The 19,449-nt window shown below is 65.5% G+C and carries 22 protein-coding genes; 14 read left to right on the top strand and 8 right to left on the bottom strand.

Features of this window, described 5'->3' with window-relative positions; all coding sequences use genetic code 11:
* The first annotated feature begins 112 nt into the window (after positions 1–112).
* The gene (locus ACFPIJ_RS62805; protein ID WP_380129131.1) at positions 113–1,402 is read left to right on the top strand and encodes an ATP-binding protein; all 1,290 of its coding nucleotides are present in this window, start codon (positions 113–115) and stop codon (positions 1,400–1,402) included.
* 206 nt (positions 1,403–1,608) lie between these two features.
* On the opposite strand, the gene ACFPIJ_RS62800 is transcribed toward ACFPIJ_RS62805, so the two are convergent.
* Entirely contained in the window at positions 1,609–2,328 is a 720-nt protein-coding gene (locus ACFPIJ_RS62800; RefSeq protein ID WP_380129130.1) for a GNAT family N-acetyltransferase, read from the bottom strand.
* 2,067 nt (positions 2,329–4,395) lie between these two features.
* Positions 4,396–4,893 carry a hypothetical protein gene (locus ACFPIJ_RS62795; RefSeq protein WP_380129129.1) on the bottom strand — a complete coding sequence of 166 codons (498 nt, stop codon included), beginning with the start codon at positions 4,891–4,893 and terminating at the stop codon, positions 4,396–4,398.
* An 888-nt stretch (positions 4,894–5,781) separates the two neighbouring features.
* Between ACFPIJ_RS62795 and ACFPIJ_RS62790 the strand changes: the two genes are divergently transcribed.
* From ACFPIJ_RS62790 to ACFPIJ_RS62780, 3 genes are all read left to right on the top strand, one after another.
* Positions 5,782–6,375 (top strand): hypothetical protein, encoded by a 594-nt coding sequence (locus ACFPIJ_RS62790; protein WP_380129128.1) that lies wholly within the window; start codon positions 5,782–5,784, stop codon positions 6,373–6,375.
* Positions 6,376–6,613: 238 nt separating this feature from the next.
* Positions 6,614–7,891, top strand: coding sequence for an AAA family ATPase (locus ACFPIJ_RS62785; RefSeq protein ID WP_380129127.1), 1,278 nt, complete (start codon positions 6,614–6,616; stop codon positions 7,889–7,891).
* A complete protein-coding gene (locus ACFPIJ_RS62780; protein WP_380129126.1) occupies positions 7,891–8,544 on the top strand; it encodes an RloB family protein in 654 nt (217 codons plus the stop codon). The genes ACFPIJ_RS62785 and ACFPIJ_RS62780 overlap by 1 nt, the downstream gene beginning before the upstream one ends.
* 613 nt (positions 8,545–9,157) lie before the next feature.
* Here ACFPIJ_RS62780 and ACFPIJ_RS62775 read toward each other — a convergent pair.
* From ACFPIJ_RS62775 to ACFPIJ_RS62750, 6 genes are all read right to left on the bottom strand, one after another.
* Positions 9,158–9,664, bottom strand: coding sequence for a hypothetical protein (locus ACFPIJ_RS62775; protein WP_380129125.1), 507 nt, complete (start codon positions 9,662–9,664; stop codon positions 9,158–9,160).
* 118 nt (positions 9,665–9,782) lie between these two features.
* Complete coding sequence (locus tag ACFPIJ_RS62770; RefSeq protein WP_380129124.1) at positions 9,783–10,280, bottom strand: hypothetical protein; 498 nt, start codon at positions 10,278–10,280, stop codon at positions 9,783–9,785.
* A 173-nt stretch (positions 10,281–10,453) separates the two neighbouring features.
* Positions 10,454–11,050 (bottom strand): DUF6368 family protein, encoded by a 597-nt coding sequence (locus tag ACFPIJ_RS62765; protein ID WP_380129123.1) that lies wholly within the window; start codon positions 11,048–11,050, stop codon positions 10,454–10,456.
* A 211-nt stretch (positions 11,051–11,261) separates the two neighbouring features.
* On the bottom strand, positions 11,262–11,711 hold the full coding sequence (locus tag ACFPIJ_RS62760; protein WP_380129122.1) for an NUDIX hydrolase: 450 nt from the start codon (positions 11,709–11,711) through the stop codon (positions 11,262–11,264).
* Positions 11,708–12,556, bottom strand: a complete 849-nt coding sequence (locus ACFPIJ_RS62755) for a hypothetical protein (RefSeq protein WP_380129121.1) — start codon at positions 12,554–12,556, stop codon at positions 11,708–11,710. The genes ACFPIJ_RS62760 and ACFPIJ_RS62755 overlap by 4 nt, the downstream gene beginning before the upstream one ends.
* Positions 12,556–13,344: a GntR family transcriptional regulator gene (locus tag ACFPIJ_RS62750; protein WP_380129120.1), complete on the bottom strand. Its 789-nt coding sequence runs from the start codon at positions 13,342–13,344 to the stop codon at positions 12,556–12,558. The genes ACFPIJ_RS62755 and ACFPIJ_RS62750 overlap by 1 nt, the downstream gene beginning before the upstream one ends.
* A 187-nt stretch (positions 13,345–13,531) precedes the next feature.
* On the opposite strand from ACFPIJ_RS62750, the gene ACFPIJ_RS62745 reads away from it, so the two are divergent.
* The 10 genes from ACFPIJ_RS62745 to ACFPIJ_RS62700 all read left to right on the top strand — a co-directional run bounded on the left by ACFPIJ_RS62745 (position 13,532) and on the right by ACFPIJ_RS62700 (position 19,446).
* The gene (locus ACFPIJ_RS62745; RefSeq protein WP_380129119.1) at positions 13,532–13,858 is read left to right on the top strand and encodes a hypothetical protein; all 327 of its coding nucleotides are present in this window, start codon (positions 13,532–13,534) and stop codon (positions 13,856–13,858) included.
* Positions 13,859–14,066: 208 nt separating this feature from the next.
* Positions 14,067–14,933 (top strand): hypothetical protein, encoded by an 867-nt coding sequence (locus ACFPIJ_RS62740; RefSeq protein WP_380129118.1) that lies wholly within the window; start codon positions 14,067–14,069, stop codon positions 14,931–14,933.
* A gap of 76 nt (positions 14,934–15,009) precedes the next feature.
* Positions 15,010–15,858 (top strand): FtsK/SpoIIIE domain-containing protein, encoded by an 849-nt coding sequence (locus tag ACFPIJ_RS62735; RefSeq protein ID WP_380129116.1) that lies wholly within the window; start codon positions 15,010–15,012, stop codon positions 15,856–15,858.
* Positions 15,855–16,130: a hypothetical protein gene (locus ACFPIJ_RS62730; RefSeq protein ID WP_380129115.1), complete on the top strand. Its 276-nt coding sequence runs from the start codon at positions 15,855–15,857 to the stop codon at positions 16,128–16,130. Before ACFPIJ_RS62735 ends, ACFPIJ_RS62730 begins: the two co-directional genes overlap by 4 nt.
* Positions 16,131–16,244: 114 nt before the next feature.
* Complete coding sequence (locus ACFPIJ_RS62725) at positions 16,245–16,898, top strand: DUF6197 family protein (RefSeq protein ID WP_380129114.1); 654 nt, start codon at positions 16,245–16,247, stop codon at positions 16,896–16,898.
* A gap of 791 nt (positions 16,899–17,689) precedes the next feature.
* Positions 17,690–18,040, top strand: coding sequence for an RRQRL motif-containing zinc-binding protein (locus ACFPIJ_RS62720; protein ID WP_380129376.1), 351 nt, complete (start codon positions 17,690–17,692; stop codon positions 18,038–18,040).
* On the top strand, positions 18,037–18,459 hold the full coding sequence (locus tag ACFPIJ_RS62715) for a hypothetical protein (RefSeq protein ID WP_380129112.1): 423 nt from the start codon (positions 18,037–18,039) through the stop codon (positions 18,457–18,459). The genes ACFPIJ_RS62720 and ACFPIJ_RS62715 overlap by 4 nt, the downstream gene beginning before the upstream one ends.
* Positions 18,460–18,491: 32 nt before the next feature.
* Positions 18,492–18,728 carry a hypothetical protein gene (locus ACFPIJ_RS62710; protein ID WP_380129111.1) on the top strand — a complete coding sequence of 79 codons (237 nt, stop codon included), beginning with the start codon at positions 18,492–18,494 and terminating at the stop codon, positions 18,726–18,728.
* Positions 18,725–19,021: a hypothetical protein gene (locus ACFPIJ_RS62705; RefSeq protein ID WP_380129110.1), complete on the top strand. Its 297-nt coding sequence runs from the start codon at positions 18,725–18,727 to the stop codon at positions 19,019–19,021. The genes ACFPIJ_RS62710 and ACFPIJ_RS62705 overlap by 4 nt, the downstream gene beginning before the upstream one ends.
* Complete coding sequence (locus ACFPIJ_RS62700; protein WP_380129108.1) at positions 19,018–19,446, top strand: DUF3307 domain-containing protein; 429 nt, start codon at positions 19,018–19,020, stop codon at positions 19,444–19,446. The genes ACFPIJ_RS62705 and ACFPIJ_RS62700 overlap by 4 nt, the downstream gene beginning before the upstream one ends.
* The last annotated feature ends 3 nt before the right edge of the window (positions 19,447–19,449 follow it).

Here is a 19,449-nt window from a genome sequence, read left to right as displayed (position 1 = left end):
ACTCCGGGGATGTTTCATGTCTAGATCTTGTCGCTTTTCTTGTTTTTTATCCACGTTTTCTCCGGTACCTTCGAACCCTGCCGCTGCACCCGGCGCGTGGCAGACTCGAAGGATGCAGTTGCGGCCGGAGATCGAGCTCATCGAGGTGTCGGGCCGCTCCCTGCGCATCGTCGACGCGCACCTGATCACCGCCGGCGACCCGCCCCGGTCGATCGGCCACGACCTGCCCGACCGCGGGGTCGAACTGACCGCCGGGCCCGACGGCTACACGGCCCGCTGGTCGCGGAACTCGGTCAGCCTGCCGGGCATCGCCCGCGCGTTCGTCGGTGGCGCCGCGGGCGGGGCGCTGTTCCGGCTGCTCGGCCTGCCCGGCGCCGTCCTCGGCGCGGTGATCGCGGTCGGCCTGGCCCGCAGCGCCCGGGAACGCCCGACGACCGTGCCCGACCCGACCGTCTCCGTCGTGGAGGAGGGCGCCGACCTGGTCCTGCGCTCCGCCGACCTGCCGTCGCTGGTCTTCGCCGTGATGGAGCTGACCGGCGCCACCGGCCCGGTCACCGTGAGCCCCGCTGCGAAAACCGCGGAGCTGACCGACGGTGGCTCGGAGACCGTGCGGCTCGACGACGTCGGCGGTCTGGACGAGGTGGTCGCCCAGTTCCGCGACGTGGCCGTCTCGTTCCGCCACCCGGAGGTCATGGCCCGCTGGGGCGCCACCCGCCCCCAGGGCATCCTGCTCTACGGCCCGCCCGGCACCGGCAAGACGATGCTGGCCCGCGCCCTCGCCAACGAGATCGGCGGCGACCTGCGCGAGATCCGCACCCCGGAGATCCTCGACAAGTGGGTCGGCAACTCCGAGAAGAACATCCAGCGGATCTTCGCCGACGCCCGCCGCCTGCGCCACCCGACGGTGCTGCTCTTCGACGAGTTCGACTCGATCATCAGCTACACCGGCGGCGGCTTCGACGCCGCGGGCCAGATGATCAACGCGGTGGCGGGCATCTTCAAGCAGGAGATGAACACCCTCATCGAGCACAACCCCAACGTCATCGTCGTGGCCACGACCAACTTTCCCGACCGGGTCGACGCGTCCCTGGTGCGCTCCGGGCGCTTCGACCTCAAGCTTTCGGTCCCGCCGCCCGGCCCGCAGGCCCGCGCCGACATCCTCACGAAGCTGCTGCGGCGGCTCATCGCGCGGCATGAGGTCGGTGGGTTCCGGCTGTTCGCCGACGACCTGGACGTCGCCGCCCTCGCTGCGGCGTCGACGGGGATGACGGGCGCGGACTTCAAGGAGGCGCTGCGGCGGGCGCAGTTGGACAAGGCGATGCACGAGGCGCGGCACGGCTCGGCGGCGTCCCCGATCACGCACGCCGACCTCCTCGCCGCGGTGCGCGCCGTCCGCACCTGACGGCGCCGCGCCCGCGCGGGCCGGCGCGCGTGGTCGTCGCAGGTCGAGCGCCGGGTTGACCCGCGCCGTTGCCGGTCGCTCGACGTAGCCCGTGCTGTTGCCGGTCGCGGTCCGGCCGGCCGAGATCACCGCCGGCCCGGAGATCGGTCGCGTCCGAACGATCAGGACGCGCCGATGCCACGGCGCCCTCCGGAGCGCGGACCGGCTCAGGGATTGCGGACGAACGGCGTCGTGGTGGCGAGTTGCTGGAAGCCGAGCCGGCGCAGGATCGGCCGGCTGTCCGCCGACGCGTCGACCTGCAGGTACCGGTAGCCGGCCGCGGCGGCGAGGGCGGCCCGGTGGGCGACGAGGGCGCGGAAGACACCACGGCCGCGCCAGTCCGCGACGGTGCCGCCGCCCCACAGGCTGGCGAAGCCGGTGCCGCCGTGGAACTCGATCCGGCCGGCGCAGATCGGGCGGTCGCCGGCCATGACGACGGCGGCGGCGATCGAGCCGGGACGCTCGGCGAGCCGGGCGGTGAGATCCTTGCCGATGCGGGAGTGATCGCCGCCGAAGACCTCGTCGTGGACGGCGACCACGAGGTCGACACCGGCGGCGTCGGTGACCGCCTCGAGCCTCGTGCCGGCCGGAAGGCGCACGTCCAGCGGCAGGTCGGGCCGCCCGGCGAGGTCGGCGATCTCGGCGAAGAGCAGGCCCTCGACCGGGTCGGGCTCGAACCCGGCGGCGAGGAGCCGCTCGGGAAGGTCCGCGGGACGGTCGTGCGAGTAGTGCTTCCACTCCCACGGCTGGCCGAGCCGGCCGAAACGCTGGATCTGCGCGGCGATGACCGCGTCCGCGTCGAGTCCGTCCAGGTCGCACCAGGAGATGCCGTGCCAGCCGTCGCTGGCCGACACGACCCGCACGATGCCGGGCTCACGCTCGACCACGCTTCCGTTGGTAGCACTAGGATTCCGGCGGATGTTCCGGTCGAACAGTGCGAGGATCTTCTCGGCGTCCACGACGCAAGACCACACCGTCCTGAGTCGCGGCGCAACCCATTTGCCGTGCCAGCCGGTGAGGGTGACGCATCGGTCATCGTTGGTCGACCTCGGTCGGCATTGGTCGACATTGGACGGCCTACCGACGGCCTGACGGCCCACAGACGGCCTGAGCCCCCGGCAGGATCCGAACCTGCGACACACGGTTAGGAACGGACGAGCCTCCCGGTGATATCACGCTGCCGGCCTGCATGAACGTGGAGTGCGCCGCCGCGCCCACCCAAGATCATGACACTCATTTGCCAGACCTGACCTCGCGGACGACCCGCGGATTAGAAGACACGATCCTGGCGTCAGTCGGGCGGCTGTTGCGCCAGTTCGTGGATGCGGACGCAGTCGTAGCCGACCGCCGTTGTTGGGCGCGGTTGCTGTCGTCGGATGTCCGGAGTTTCTTTGACCCGCGCTGCAACGCGAGTGAGCCACTGTCGAGGTTGGCCCGTGCCAGTCCAGATACCCGGCCGTGCCGCGATCCGCTCGTATTGCCTTGACCGGACTCCGTTGCGTCACAGGCCCTATGCTGTCCACGCGAAAGGAGGGGCGTGGGCATGGCTGAGTCGCAGCGTTTTGCAAAGTTGTCCATTTGGCTCGCAGTGGTGGGCACGATTGTAGCTATAGCGGGTCTCGTCCCGCCATGGGCGGATTGGATCGATTCGCTGGATAGGCCCGAGCCCGGGAGATCGCAAGCTGCTGGTGGCGCTACAGTTGCGGCAGCAGCTTCATCGTCGCCTCAAAACGGTCGATCTACGGAGACTGGGCCAGGTTCGACCGCTCCGTCATTTCCTCGACGTGTCACCGTGACCCTCAAGCTCGGAGAAGGCATTGACCTAGATAGAGTTACTCCAACACCATCCGGCGGTTTCAACGACGATGGGTCGACCAACTTGGATGTCGGATTCTCGCCGGTAGGTACGGTTAGTGTCAATGAATCCCTGCGGTCAGACGTGCCCCGATCAGGTAATACGGCCCAGCCCGAATTACGTGATTGCTGGCCGCTTCCCCAAAGCAGAACGTGGGATATAAAGATTTGGCACGCCGATGGACCCGGTGACTTGGTTTGGTTCTGCATGACTACGTCAGACGGCTACCCTGCCGCCGTGCACATCGACTCATACTATAAAGCAGAAGCGAATTCGCGCGATACGGTCACTATTACCAGCATTCTATGGAATAAGCAAAGCAGCCCGCAGTAGGCCGCCTCGGTGCTGCATCCCGAACAAGGCACGGTTCGAATGCCCCGGCTTCGGCCGGGGCATCTCTGTACCTAGAACGGCGATCTCCTCTGCGTCATGCACCGGCCTCGGCGGGCGCGATGCGGTTCCGTACGAGGTCGGGCAGAGCACTTCGGCCTGCTGTGGTCGGGTTCGTCGGGCGCGCCTGATCCAGTACGCAGATGGCGTTGGGTCTGAACGGCGTGGATCGGGGCGGTTGCCGTCGATGCACCCGTAGCTTCCGAGTACAGGCAGTGAGGTCGGCAGTGGTCGGGTGCGAGGTGACGCGGACCGTCTCGATCTCCTGCGGTCTGGCTTGGTACGACGGGTTGCTGTACCTCGCTGCTGTACGGCACTGGCCGCTCCACATCCTGACCTACGCGTTACGGGTCCGTCGCGGCCTGCCGGGCGGCGTGGTCCTGGTCCTCGCCTACCTACGCCTGCGGTCTGTCGGTGTCCGCCGCCGTTCGCCGGCTTGGCTGCTCGGCTGCGACACACGGTTTAGGAACGGACGGGCGGCTCGATCACGGCGGCCTGTTGACCTGCGCGATTGAAGGTACTGCTTGCCTCGCACCCAAGGTCAAGACACGCATTTGCCGGGCAGGCCGTGTCCCAGATTAAGAGGCGCGGCGGCGGCTCGCTCCCGATTGCTGGGCGCACGCTCTCTGGATGGGTATTCGTTGGCGCGGTTGGCCGTCTGTCAGCCTTCGGTGTGGTTGCCGTCATGGCGGGCTACCTCTTGGGTCCATCAATGCCCGTTGAGGCGCCGCTCAAGTTGGGCGGCAATTGCGTTCAGCTCAATCGCAGTGCGCTGGATGGAACGGACGCGATTACCCGGATCGGTCGTCAGGCGCTGCTTGTCCCTCGTTTTCCTGACCGGCTGCTCGTTCCAGCCTGTGTTGTGCAGTGGAACCAGGTCACCGTTCCTCGTCACGCCGGTTGGGAGGAGCCGTTCACCGCCGCCGTCCTGGCGCGATTCCGGGACGTCCCACGTACAGTCAGTCACCGGCCAGGCCGGCTCCAGATCGTCGTAGAGGGTTTCGTGGCTGAAGAACGCCTTTCGTACACCGGCGAACTGCTGCCGGGCGGTAAGCCCCGGCGCATCGGCATCGGCTAGGGCCTGGGCCGCCGAGCGGACCCGATCCCAGGCGGCCTCGACCTGATTTGCGCTCGACTGCCTCGCTTGCGTTAGCCGTTGCTCCTGCTCCGCCTGGCACGGCGCGCAGCGATCGGTGTATGCGGTCATCGGGGTCCGCGCCTGATGCGTCAGACAGAAGGCCTTATGGCAGGTGGCGCACCGTCCCATCGCTGCGACGCCGCAAGGACCCAAGCCGATGCTGGTAATCGTCGAGACTTCGCAACCCAACACCTAACCAGTCCTCTCGTCTTTGTGACCCAATGGTGTCGCCGCAGCAGCCGGCAAGTAAGACCTAGTGGACCGATGCTGACTCGCCCATACGGTGGAGCAAGAACGCCAGGCTGGGAGTGGCTGCTGTACCGGTCTGGCTGTCGTATCGGTACAGGTTGTACCTTCAGCGCTGACCTGGTCACCTGGGCAAGCGGGTGCGCGAGGGTCCCTGACCTGCCGATTCGAATCGCATCGTTTCTCATCAGTTCCGGGCGATGCGGGCCGCGTTCCGTACCCGCCGCATACCTGTCGATCTTGGTGGCCCCTCTATGGCACGCGGTTTAGGAACGGAAGAGTGGCCGGGACGCACGATGCCATTGACCTGCAGCCTCACGCCTCGCAGGGTTGCCGTATCCAAGGTCAAGACACGCATGTGCCGCAGCCGTTGAAGTTGGCAACCGGCGACCAAGGGGCGCGATCCGCGATGTGGGTACAGTGTCGGCAACCATGGGATCTTGGTCATAGCCTCATGCAGAGCCGACGTGGTTGGTAGATCATGACCGCGGACTGTAGGCCAGCGGCGCAAGAGGAGGTCCGTTGGGCAAGAAGGCGCCATGGTGGGTGTACGGCGGTGTCGGGGCAATCGTTCTCATTTTCGGGAGCCAACAGGGGTCCTCTGAGCCTGAGTTGGCGTCGCCTGCATCTACGCGGTCGCCGCTAGCCGTGCCGGCCACGACCAAGCCGGCGCCTGCGCCAACGGCGCTAGCCTTGCCAGCCGGGCACAAGATGACGCCGGCCGACTGGTGCACCACCTACGCCGAGGCGTTCATGCAACTTGAGGCAAAACGCGACCAGATCAACGAGCTGCGCGGGACCCAGTACAAGAACGGCGTTGCGCTCGACAACACCGGGCGGAAGGCCCAAGCTGACGCGCTGTGGGCTGAGGTTGCGGCGTTCGATCCTGGGCAGGCGATCGCCGATGCGCTCGTGTCGCTTCCGCACTCCAGCTACAAGGAGGCGGCGCTTGCTGCGCCGGATGGCGCGGACGCCAACCCCGTGAACGTCGCCATGTGGCGCGCCTACGACCACGTTGGCCGGGCGCGAAACTACTACGTGGAGAAGTGGAATAGCTCGCTCCTCGGGCCGGATGATGCCGCCGGTGCCCGCAGCTACGCGTCGAGCACACTCACCGACGCTATCGGCAAGCCGTCGACCGGAAAGCCCGGCTCGGGCAAGACAGGCCTGTGCTACGTGCAGCAGCCGTACGAGGACCAGGCGGGCGGCATCGGCGGCGCAGGCGGTGGCAGCGTTGGCTGCGAGTATCGCGGTCGGCCTAGGGCCACGTGGAAGGTCTGGCGCTGGGGCGACTGGAGCTGCTGAAACGATCCACGACTAGCGCGTCTTGACGCCCTGGTCGACGCTGTTGGTTACGTCACGCAGCCGACGGTTGAGGTGCGTGCCTCCCGTCGACACCCGACTCGTGCAGCGACGCGCCAACTGTGCGGCAGCATGAGAATCCTCGGGCGTGAGCTGCCCGCCTACAACTTCGACGTCGTCGGCGTCAAATCCTGACGTAGAGTGTCGTCTGCATGCACCGCTAGCGCGAGGAGACAGGCCAGTGCTACTGCGCTTTGAGGTCTCAAACCATCGCTCGATCTACGAGCCGGTGGAACTGTCGATGGTTGCTGTCGATGAAGACAGGCCAGCGGCTCGTTCCTTCGATCTTATAAACGAGCAGGTATTGACAGTCGCGGGTATTTATGGACCGAACGCATCGGGGAAATCGAATTTAATAGATGCGCTGGGATGGCTTTCGTCCGCTGTCGGTCGCTCGCTAAGGACGTGGGATAAGGCTATTCCGCGAGATCCGTTCAGGTTCAAGCGTGGTCCAGAAGAGCCTTCGACCTTCGAACTTGAAATGATGGTTGACGGGGTCCGCTATACCTATACGTTAACACTAGACCACACTAACGTTATTTTCGAGGGGCTCTATAGCTACCCCGAACGACGTCGCAGGATTCTCTTTGAGCGCGAAGGTCTAGAGATCGCGTTCAGGCGGGGACTGGGCGGGATATCGGGCACGCGAGACCTCCTGACTCCCAACACCCTGGCGCTGTCGGCTGCAATGCGTTTCGATGCGCTAGAGGTAAGTCCTTTCGGCCGACGGCTTGCCAGCTTTGGCTACCTTGGGCAGCCACGCCGACGCCGGAGACTGGGTTTCACTGGCGTACCAACGTATTCAACAGAAAGAATGTTTATCGACCTCAGTGACCCCGACGCCTTGTTTGACCTTCAGGACATGGAACAGTTTGGGGGGTATGGCTCTGCGCTGTCATTACTCCGTTTCGCCGACCTGGGCATTGACAATGTAGAGATCGTCGAAGAGCAACTGTCCGACCCGGCGGGCGACCCTAGACTTCGTCGGTACGTACGCCTGATCCACCGGGTGGCCGGGGAGCAGCTTGCCTTCAATATGGCAGAGGAGTCGGAAGGTACTCAAACTTGGTACAGGCTTATTGGGCCAACGTTGCAAGCGCTTCAAAATGGTCAATTGTTGCTCTTTGATGAGATTGATGCAAGCTTGCACCCGCGCCTGTCCGCGCGGCTCCTCGAGCTATTTCAGGATCCCGTAACGAACCCACGTGGCGCTCAGTTGATCTTTACTAGCCACGATACAAGCCTTCTTAATCACCTAAACCGAGACGAGGTATGGCTCACCGAAAAGAATGAGGAAGGTGCCACAGTTCTAACCGCCCTGGCCGAGTATGGCGGCGATAAGGTCAGGCGGTCTATGAACCTTGAGCGCGCGTATCTCCAGGGCCGGTTTGGCGCCGTGCCCGAAGTGGATCAGATACTTCTTCGTCAGGCGCTCGGAATTGCCACGGGGGATTCCTGATGTCACCCTATCGCCCCGTCGCGGGGAAGTCGCTAAAGCGAAAAGTAGAAACGCGAAGACCGCGTCGAACTTTTGTCATTTTTTGCGAAGGTGAACGTACTGAGCCAGAGTACTTTAACGCTCTCAAGAGGGAGCCTGAGGTACGGGACGCTGCAGCCGTGGATATTCGCGTCGAAGCGGGGGCCAGCGGGTCAGTTCCTTTGACTCTAGTTCGGCTTGCGATCGAGGCGCGCAGTCGGTCGAGCGATGAGAGAGGCGAGGTGGACGAATTCTGGTGCGTCTTCGACGTTGAATGGCCCAGGAACCATCCACGGCTCAGAGAAGCGATGGAGCTTGCCGCGCAGAACCAGATTAAGGTGGCCGTCTCAAATCCGTGCTTTGAGCTTTGGTTGGCATTGCACTTCGCCGATCATCGAAGCTTCTTGTCCAACACTCAGGCGCGCCGACTGCGCCGCTCGCATGATGGGCAGTCGGACAAGGGCTTAGCTGGCGGAAAGTATATGCCCAACAAGAAGGTTGCTGCCCAGCGGGCGGCTAGCCTCGATCGGTACCATTTAGGTAATGGTACGTCGTTTCCCCACAACAATCCGTCTTCGGGGATGCACCAACTTCTCTCGGCGATGCTTCCGGCGAGCGATGAAGAGCGGGATTGACACGTACGTGTCACTCGGACGGGAGCAGGCCGCGCTCAGACAGCGGCGGCGCCCTCACCGATGCCAGGTTCTCGTGATTGCCGACCTTGTCAAGGTGGAGCGCCCTGCTGGACGAACGACCTTGACAAGGTCGGCAATCACGTAAGAGAAAATGGCGGCGGGGAGGGTGTTGCCGCACCGCAAGTTTCGCTCGGACCCTCCGTTGCTCCACCCATCGACCGTCACGCCCGGGTCCTCGGCTTCGCCGGCGGCTGGGGCTTCGTTGTGTCTGTCGGCTGCTCCTTGCGTCGCTGATTCCGGTGCGGGCGCCGGGGCTTGCCTGCGTGTCGCCGCCAGGCGTAAGCGCAGGTCGCGGAGCGACCCCGTGGCGCCGCGGTGCGCCGCGTCAGCGGCGCCTTGATCCCGTACAGAAAGTTCTCACACGCTTGATGTGCTCAGCTGTCGCACTCCGCTTGATCCATTACACGGTGACTCCAGTTGACTGGTTACACCTGCCTTGAGCATGCGGGACACGGAACGTAACGCCGGCCGTCCACGACGCTGGTGTCCGAGGCATCCGCTTCTGCCGATGAGCGCGCACGTGATCATGGTCCTCGGAGATCGTTGCTAAAGGTCACCAGGGCCAGTCGTCCTCCAACTCGCCAGCCTCTTCCCCGGGCCAGGCGGCGAACGCCTGGCCCGCCGACTCGTCGAACACCAACTGAGGGCCTGCAAACGATGCCAAGGCACATACCGCTCTCAACACCGCGGAGGGATTCGGCTTTCGAAAGGCCACCGTCTCCACCGCCGCGTCCTCCGGGACAGCCAGCAGGCTACTTGTCTCGCCGGTCGAGTACACACTTACCTCACCGAGGTCCAGCCCTCCGGTGCTCGCGCAGGTACCCGGACTCGGGCACTCCGGTAGCCGTGAGCCTGCGTCTTCACCGACGACCTCGAACCAGTTTGTCCCGTGGCAGCCCGCCGCACGGAACGCGTCCAGGACCTCGGCGACCGAGGGCAGGGGCAGCGCCTGTGGAACCTGTTCGGGTATGCCTCGCGTAAACTCGGCCGACGCAATCCAGTCGGACATGCCGTCCCGGGAAAGACGATCCAGCGGCACCACTAAGAGCGACCAACTCACCGCCGCAGTGTCGCATCCGTGGACCGCCTCGGCGAAGGTCAGCCGTACTCTTCTGCCGCGATCCGGGCGTCGGTTGCTGCGGTGACAACTGTTGCTCCGCAATGGACTGCGGAGCGGCTCAGTCCCCCGAGAGGCCGCCGAAATGGATGTGTGCCGGTTGGCCGTCGTCATAGCTGATGATGTACGTCCCGACCCAGCGATCCCGTTCATCCGCGATCTCGGTGCTCATCCAGGTTTCCACCTGATCCGCCGAAGGCGTCAGCGTGCCGAAGGTGTACATCAGGTTGTCGGGCGACAATGGGGACACCGTCGCGAATGCTGGCTCGGCGGACACGCCGTTGATCATGTCGATGACGGAGTGGGTTCCCGCGTGCGGCTGCGCCGCGACCAGGTTGTTCAGGTCGGTCGGCACAGGTCGGGACCTACGTTCCAGCCAGTCCTCAACGATGGCGTCGTACCGCTCGGGGTCGGTGTCGCGCGGGGCCAGGCTCGCCCGGAACTCTGCTTCCGCCATGTCCAGGTCGGGATCGCGGGACTCCCGGTAGTAGTCGCCCCGCTCATAGACCTGCTGCCGCAACAGCTGGAGCGCGGCGTTGACATCGGGCTGGTAGTCCACGGTGTACCACCACGCAGACGAACCCATCAACGCGCTCCTTCCAGAAGCCCCACACCGACGATCTTCCCACGCGACCTGGCGGCCTCGGGCGTACGCCCGAGATCCGGTGCGCGGATCTGCCGATGTGCGCGCACCCGATCGTGCAGGTAGGCGGATTGCCGCAGGCATGGCGACTACCTCACCATGCGGAAGCGCGGATGTGCCAACCAAGCAGTGAGGAGATCGGCGTCGACGACGTGGTAGATGGCGGTGGTCCCGCCGGCAGTGACGTATGGAATCTCATGCCACGCTCCGCCGAGCGCGGCAAGGGTGTCCCGGGAGGTGGCCCACCATTGTTCAATCCCGGCACCGGAGTCGACAGCTTCGAGAGCGTTGACCCCGGCAGGTGGCGGGACTGGCAGCGGGCCGGTCAGATCGATGAGGCCGCGGTGCCGTCGGGCCAACGCCACCGCAAGATGAGCAAGGAAACGGTGATCGTCCACGCCGTTCGTTGCCGAGGCCAGGACCACCTCTGCGCCCGGCAGGAATCCGACAGCACTCGCCAGACGCACCGCCTCGTCCGGGTCTTCGGGGTCCCAGGCGCCGGGCTCGACCAGCATCGGCCCAGTGGCCAGTGACGCAGTCTGCCAGCCCACCTCGGACGGCTCTCGCAGCAGCCACCAGTCATCGATGTCATTCGTGAGCATCTCAGCCAACCACGCCCGGAACAGCTTGACGTCCGAAGCAGTCCACGGGTCGGGCAGCAGAACCGCGGCAGAAGGTCCGGTCACGGCACCATCATGCACGCCCGGACGCCACCGCCGGCATCCGCTTCTGCCGCGATCCGCGCGTCTTGACCCGGCATTGAAGGCCGCATGTTCCAGCAAAGGCGGCACACCAGTTACGCAATGTGACAGCAGGTCCCGAGAGAGTCGGCCGACTGTCATCCTTCAAGTGAAGCTGATGTGTAACGGATCAATTGGAACCCGACATTTGATGTGCTCAGCTTGTAGCCGGGCTCTGCTCGTCCAACAGCAACTTGGTGCCATCATGCATCCTTACGGCTGTGTCGTGGCTGTCCAGAGCATCGAGAACTCGGATGGCGAACACCTCGTCCATCTCAGCCTCGACGCGTGCTGGCTCCCACCACTCGACTGCTGCGGATTCCTCGGTCGGACCGATGTGGCCGCTGATGACCACGCCACGGAAAACGAGGGCTACGACACCGAGTTTGATGTTCTTGTAGATGCCGGTGAGTCGGTACGGGTCGATCTGCACGCCGGTCTCTTCGAGAACCTCTCGTCGTGCGCCCGCCTGGGGCGATTCGTCCAACTCAAGGATGCCGCCGGGGATCTCCCACTTGCCGTTGTCGCGGCGCTGGACAACCAAGACACGGCCGTCGTCATCCGTGACAACGGCGGCGACAGAAACTGAGTGAAGCGGTCGACTCACGATTTGCTCCCGTCGAAGAGGCACAGGGCTGCGGTTGCATCGTCATGGCGTTTGTACCTGGGTCGGTCATGGCCGCCGCTGTCGGCATCCTCGACCGAACGGACCTGGCCAATGAGTGCCTGGGGTCCTGAGTCGGTCAGCGCATCGAGCAGACCACGCCAGTCATAGAGGTGGAATGAGTCGACTGCGCACGAGGCACCATCGGTGAGGAGCGCCGCCCTGCGCACACGGGCGGATCCCGTGATGGGCAACGTTCCCGTCACGGCCTGGTATGCGGCTTGAGGGTCGGCGGCGGCAATCCAGTAGCCGTCTGGGCGGTTGGTCCTTGTCCGCTGCTGCATCACAGCGTTTCGTACTCCAGCGGCGTGTTCGGGGCTGCCGATGGGATGTGTGCCCGTCAGTGCGGCGGCCCGGAGATCCGCTACTGCATGTTCAAAGCGGGAGTCGGTGATAACCGAGACCTCGGTGCCCCGGTCGAGGACCAGAGGGCTGTCGCACAAAACAAGGTACTCAAGGTGCTGATCCGTCAACTGCACCATGCAGACAGTGCTCGCCGGCGTCCCTGGGTGCGAGAGGTCGCAGCTGTCTGTGTGGTCGCCGCGGACTAGATGAATGGCCTCCGCGAGCAACTCGGGCAGCCCTGTCGCTGGTCCCTGCTTGTGCAGCACCGCAAGGTATCCGCCTAGCCGCCGTACGTACCAGGAAGGCCCATGGATACATCCGGTGTCCAGGGTGGGCGGCACGGATACCCCGTCGAACACAGCGACCAGGTCGGGCAGCGCGAACGCGAAATCCTCGTTCACCGAGCGGCCCGGTGCTGCCTGGGAGGCGATCCTGACCTCCATCACTTCGCTGCCCCATGTGCCGCGATTGGGTCGTCCCATCCGTATCGGAGCGTCCAGAGGTGGCCTGGCATGACGTGGATGCAGACCTCCACCACCGTGTCGTCGGCAGCAAAGGCTACGTGCCAGATCTCGAAGACGGGCTGGCTGGCCTCAAGCTCTAACGTCCGCTGCTCGGCATCCGTCGGCATCCGGACGTTGACGTCCTCAGTGAATCGCACCGGTCCGTACCCGAGGTCCGCCAGTCGGCTGTAGGAGCCACCCTGGCCGGCGTCTCCGTGCATCAGGGCTTCGCTACGCCCGGCGATCGACCACGGGAGATATGAGTCCGCGATTTGCGTTGGCTCGTCGTTGGCGTACAGCACCCGAGGACGAAGCAGTACATCGTCGGTCGTCTCGATCTGCAAGGTCTTCGCGATGTCAGGTCGGGGAACCTGCATCCGTCGGATGTTGCCGTAGTCGGTGCGAGAGCGCAGGTTGAGCTCGGTGACTTCTACCTGCCCCGCACCGGTGCCCTTGTCGCGTGCTGCATAGCGGCGTTGAGCGTCGCGCGGGATCTTCGGCAGGCTCCGGACGAATGTTCCAGCGCCGCGCCGGACCTTGACCAAGCCCTCTGACCGCAGCATGGCCACTGCCCTGTTGACGGTGACACGAGAGATACGCAGCTCGTCGGCAAGCGCAGGCTCGCTCGGCAACACAGAGCCAGCGGGGTACGTCCCATCGTCAATCCGCGACCGCAGCAACGCTGCGATCTGGGCGTACTGCGGCTTCGGCGCTTCGATGCTCGTCACTCGCGTTTTCCCTGCTTGTAGGACGTCTTACAGCCGAGTCTAGACGTCCCGATTCATGGTCACAGCTCAGGATGTAAGACATCTTGCCGTCACCCTTGATGCACGGACAGTCGCATGTAAGATGTAAGACATCCTTCAGGAGAAGGAGTCGCTGGGCCGCAGAGGCCTCTACGTCTGAGGAGACGTCATGCGTTTGCTTATCAACACGGATGCCGTGCAGTTCACGGTGACGAAGAACCCGGAGCCGAAGCTGGATGGCAAGCGTCAGCAGCGGTTTGAGCGTGGCAGCAACACGCCGATGTGGACGGTGCAGCTCATGGCGCTGGACAGCAACGGCGCTGAGGTGCTCAACGTGACGGTGGTGGCGGAGGACCGTCCGCAGGTGTCGGTCGGTCAGACCGTGGTTCCGGTGGACCTGGTCGCGCTGCCGTGGGCGAACACCGAGGACGGCAAGATGCGTTCCGGTGTCGCGTTCCGCGTGGAGTCGCTGCGGGTGCTGGTGCCGTCGGCGTGATGCCGCCTGGTTGACACGTAGGTGTCAACGTTCGTTGCAGTGGACTGCGGGGTCGCCGTTGATTGGCGTCGTCTGCGACCCCGGGTCCGTTCTCTTCCAACAGTCCCTCATGCCCTTGTTCAAGGGAGGACCTGTCGTGTCCAAGTCTACCGGTCAGAAGTCTGGCCGTTCCACCTCTCGTCTGTTCGGTGGCGGCCAGTCCGTCACGGTGATCGAGGCGCCTACCGCTCGCACCTACCGCCGTCGGGCGGTCATCGCGTTCTGGGTCGTCTCCGGTGTTGTCGGTCTGTTGACCGGCTGGGTCTGCTCGTCGTTCTGGCCGCCGGTCGGGGCGTTGTTGTTCGGGCTGCTCGTGGGTGCCGTCTGCGGTGCTGTGGTGTTCGCGCTGATCGTGGCGTGGCCGGTGCTGCGGGTGTTCTGGCATTGGCTGCCGGAAATCGGCATCGCGGTGCTGCTCCTGCGGGGCTGGTCAACGCTGATGGCCTCGGCTGCTCCGCTCGTGTCGCTGCTGGTCCTGCTGACGGTCGTGGGTGTCCCCGCGGCTGTGGGTCCGCTGCGCCGTGGCGTGGTCGGCTGGTTCCTGTGCCTGGTCGTCCGGCACCGGCTGCGGGTGTGCTTCTCAGCGTTCGTGAAGTCACGTGGCCGTGAAGCCTTCCCCCTGATCCTGTGGGCCAGGCCGACGCCGGCTGGTGAACGGGTCTGGGTGTGGCTTCGCGGTGGCCTGTCGTTGAAGACCTTCGCCGATGAGGGTCAGACACAGGTGCTCGCGGTGGAGTGCTGGGCCAAGACGGTCCAGGTCGCTTCGGCCTCTCCTCGGTACGCGGCGCTGGTGCGGTTCGACGTGACCCGCCGCGATCCGCTGCGTGACGTGGTGGTGTCACCGCTGCCCGGCAACCTGCCCGACGACTTCGAGAGCGTCGCACCACCGTCGTCCACCACACCGCCGTTCGGACTCGACCTCGATGAGGTCGCCGAGGTCCCTGCGGCTGCGAAAACGTCCGGCACGCGCAAGCCGCGTAACCAGCCGGACTCCACGGTCTCCTTCTCCGGGACCGACAACTCCGACTACGCCTGATGGACAGCGCGGGCGTCTTGTCCACCGTGGACGTTCCCGCCCGCGCTTCCCGTCCTGATCTGTTGCGGGAGCAACGATGACCCTTCTTACGGCGCCTGCGCCTGGTGAAGGTTCAGGCGGGCGCACACTGTCAATCTTCGACCCGATCTTCCTCGGCATCGATGAGTTCGGTCAGCCGGTCCACCTGCCGATGATCTACCGCAACATCCTCATCGGCGGCGAACCCGGCGCGGGCAAGTCAAGCCTGCTCAACACGGTCGTTGGTCATGCGGCGTTGTCGCCGGATGTGCGGCTGTGCCTGCTGGACGGCAAACAGGTCGAACTCGGCCTGTGGCGTGACGCGGCTGACGTGTTCGTCGGCCCTGACATCGAGCTGGCGATCCGCACCCTGCGGCGGGTGCAGACGGTGATGGACAACCGTTACGCGTACCTGCTGGCGCATCGTCGCCGGAAGATCGGCCGGGACGATCTGTTCGGGCAGATCCTGGTAGCGCTCGATGAACTCGCCTTCTTCTCCGCAACGATCGGCACCAAGGAGCAACGGGAGGAGTTCTCCTCCCTGCTGCGGGACATCGTGTCCCGGGGACGCGCGGTCGGCATCATCGTCGCCGCCGCGACGCAACGCCCGTCGTCGGACATCATCCCGACGAGCCTGCGGGACCTGTTTGCCTGGCGGTTCGCGGGCCGCTGCACCAATGACTCGTCTTCCGACATCGTCCTGGGCCACGGCTGGGCCGCGCAGGGCTACTCCTCCAACACCGTCGACCCGAGCAACCAAGGCGCCGGCTACCTCATCGCTGAGGGTGGCGTCCCGATGCGGGTCAAGGCGGCGTACCTCACCGACATCGACATCATCCGCCTGGCCGACTACGCAGTGCAGATCCGTGCCGAGGCCAGAGCACGCGCGAAGGAGCAGGCGTCATGAACCGTGTCCAGCACACCGCCTGGTGCGCGAAAGACCACTCCTGCGGCATGCAGGAACACCGCAGCGACCCGTACCGGGCTGTGCATCCCGGTCTCGGCACCCTGGTTGTCACCCGGGTACAGCACGCCGACGGTCGCCAGTTCGCGGAGATCCGTCTCAGTGTCCCGCTGGTGTCCACGGATCGCGTTGCCCGCAGGCAACTGCAGACGGCGCTGACCGAGCTGCATCACCTGCTGCGCTACTTCCGGCACATCGGCCGCAGCGCGGCGTAACCCCAACGGCACCACCAGTACGGCTCATAGGCCGTCGACGGAACCGGCTCAAAGCCCTGAGAAGCAGACCGGTCCCGCCGACTCCCACCAACGCCCCGAAAGGACGTGGCGTCCATGAACCCTACCCAAAAACTGGCCACGCACGACGGCGTCCCGCTGTCGGAGTACCTGCGCGGCGCCGCGACGTATCTGACGACTCGCGGCTGGGTCAAGCGTCAGCTCTTCGTTGACCTCACCGGCCCGTTCCCGCCGGCGGATATCGCCGGTGCGCTCATCATGGCCACCTACGGCCGCATGGTGGACCTGTCCACCTCAACCGACCCGGCCGACTTCACCGGCCCGGCCCACGAGACGTGGGAAGCGGCGCTGCTGCTGCTGGAGGACCACCTCGGCCTCCGCGCGCCTCGGCGGGCGCAACACCTGATGCAGCCCGGTGACCTGTTGTTCGGCTGGAACGACGAGCCCGGCCGGACCATCGCCGAAGTCCTCTCCGCGCTGCGGGACACCGCCGACATCTACGACGGCGCTGCGACCGTTGAACGCGCTCGCGAACTCGCAGAGAAGGACCCGGCGGACTGGACAGACGCTGACCTCGCGGACTGGCTCGGCGAGCAAACCGACAACGACAACTCAGTGCCCGCCCAACCGGTCACCTACAACCCGAACACCGACCGGTACGAGACGCCGGACGGCCAAGAGGACCCGGGGTGTCGTGCTCGACGCCTCATCGAGGAGTCCAGCCCTGCCGCGTTGTGGGGTGAGCGATGAGCATCGCAACCGTCCCCACCACCTCTGACACGTACGTGTCAATGCCGTTCTCCACCGCGACCCTCGTCGCCACGCTGGAGTCCGCGTGGGCGGCTATCCGCCGTCAGCACCCCGAGGTGCCCGCGGTCGTCATCGTTGTCGGGGACGGCTCGCCGAAGAAGCCGAACGAGAACCTGCGGTACGGCCACTTCGCGCACGCCCGCTGGCAAGCCGGTGACACCCGGTTGCCTGAGGTCATGGTCTCCGGTGAGGGACTGTCCCGCGACGCCGCTGCGGTGTTCACGACCCTGCTGCACGAGGCGGCCCACGGGCTCGCCGCTGTCCGCGACATCCAGGACACGTCACGGCAGGGACGCTGGCACAACAAGCAGTTCGCGAAACTCGCTGCCGAACTCGGCATGACCACCACCAAGGACGACAAGCTCGGCTTCTCGCCGTGCACCCTGACCGACATCGCCCGGCAGCGGTACGCGCCGTCCATCAACGCCCTCAACACCGCGATCGGTGCCTTCCGGCACCGCAACGAATTCGGTGAGGGCAAGACCCGCACGAACAACAACAACGGCGTCTCGTGCGAGTGCGAATGCCCCCGCAAGCTGCGGGTCAGCGTCGCCGTGTTCGAAGCGGGCGGCATCTTCTGCCCCGTCTGTGACGCCTGGTTCCTGCCCGAGGACACCGACCGGCAGGACTTCACCGACGCCAACCCCATCCCCGGCACCTCCGCCGGCGGCGTCGACCACGACAACGACGACCAGGACGACGACACCGACGCCGAACTGAAGGGCGAGGACGTGACCGTCTACTACGACCCGACCGGCGCCAAGTACGGCCTGCCTACCTACCCGTACAAGTTCGCCCCCGAAGGGCTCGCCACGGTGCGGCAGCTCCGCGCCGACGGGCTACGCCCGGGCGGCCAGGACATCGCCGCTCAGATCCTGTGGCGTCGCGGCAAGCGCCGCGCCTACCTCTACCGCATCGACCTCGCGCTGCCCAAGCGCACTGCAACCCCCGCACAGCGCGAAGCCCTGGACAAGGCCATGCGCGTCCGCCGCACCTGCACCACCTGCGGCACCACCAAGAACTACGTCATCCCCCGCTCGCTCGGCGAGTGCCTCGACTGCGCCTCTGGAGGTGCCTCATGACCACCACCGAACCGAACGCCTGCCCCACCTGCGGCACGCCCGACGTCACCTTCGTCCTGTTCGGCGTGTGCTCCACCTGCGACTTCTGGCAGTGGCAGTTCAACCTCCCGGGCGGCCTGATCATCAACGGTGAGCACTACCGCATCGGCGAGGAACCCACTGCTGATGCCCTCAACAACAACCCGAGCCAGTTCGGCAGTTACGGCCGCCGCTACGTCATCCGGTTCTTGGACGGCCGTGAGGTCGTTACCCACAACCTGTGGCACCAGGGCGCCATCCCGGACGCGCTACGACGCCCGGACAGCGCCGCTTTCGTATGGCACTGCATCGTGTGCGGCGCCGAACTGGCCGCCACTGATACCCGTCGGCGATGCGCAACCGACCAAGCGTCGGTGGATGCCGCTTGGGGTGAGTGGTGATGTTCGCTACCGCTCGACGGCACGACTGTCCGATGTGTATCGACGGCTGGCAGCCCGAAGGGATCCACCCGATTCTCGGGCCGGTCTTCGTCGCCTGTGAGTTCGCCCTCGCGTGCACCGTGTGCGGCGGCTGTTCCTGGTTCCCGACCGACCGCACGGCCCTTTACCTGCAGGTCCGCCGCCTCGAAAAGGCCGGCTACCGCATGACCTGCTGCCTGGCCTGCCTCGGCATCACCAACATCATCCCACTCAAGGGAGGCTCTCGATGAGCCACACAACCAACGACATCATCACCAGCCCGACCGTCAGTCGGCTCACCCGCACCCTGGACCGTCTGCGTACCGAGCAGACCACACTGCTGTCCGCACACAGCTCCCTGCTCGCTTACGGCATCGGCTCGGCGACCGAAGAGGTCCACGACCGGCTGCGCGCCATCCGGGACGACGCCCGCACCATCGCAGCATCCCTGGACGCCCTCGGCGCCACCGAACAATCCGCAGAGGCCCTCCAAGGGTGGGCGGTCATCTCGCACACTCGCCGTGCCTCGGCGGTGACGTCATGAACGACGCAACGGTGTTCGCGGCGATGGCCGCAACGCTCTACGCCGGTCACCAGCTCGCCGACCACGTCCTCGGCCAGACCGACACGCAGGCCGCGCACAAAGCCCTGCCGGGCTGGCACGGCTGGCGGCATCTGCTCGGACACGTGGCGATGTACCACGCGGTCCTCACCGCGATGGTCCTGACCACCGTCCTCGCACTGCACATCCCGGCCAGCCCGGCCGGACTCATCACCGCACTGACGGTCTCCGCCGTCACCCACGCGTTCCTCGACCGGCGTTGGCCGGTCCGTTGGCTGCTGGAGCACACCGGCTCCACCCCGTTTTCACGCCTGGCCGACCACGGCCTCAACGGCATGTACCTCGCCGACCAATCCCTGCACTACGGCTGCCTCTGGCTGGCCGCACTCCTCATCGCTGCGCTGTAAAGG

This window comes from Dactylosporangium cerinum, from assembly GCF_042653625.1.
GTDB lineage: Bacteria > Actinomycetota > Actinomycetes > Mycobacteriales > Micromonosporaceae > Dactylosporangium > Dactylosporangium cerinum.
The sequence above is the reverse complement of the archived record's forward strand: the minus strand, read 5'-3'. Positions and strand labels throughout refer to the sequence as shown.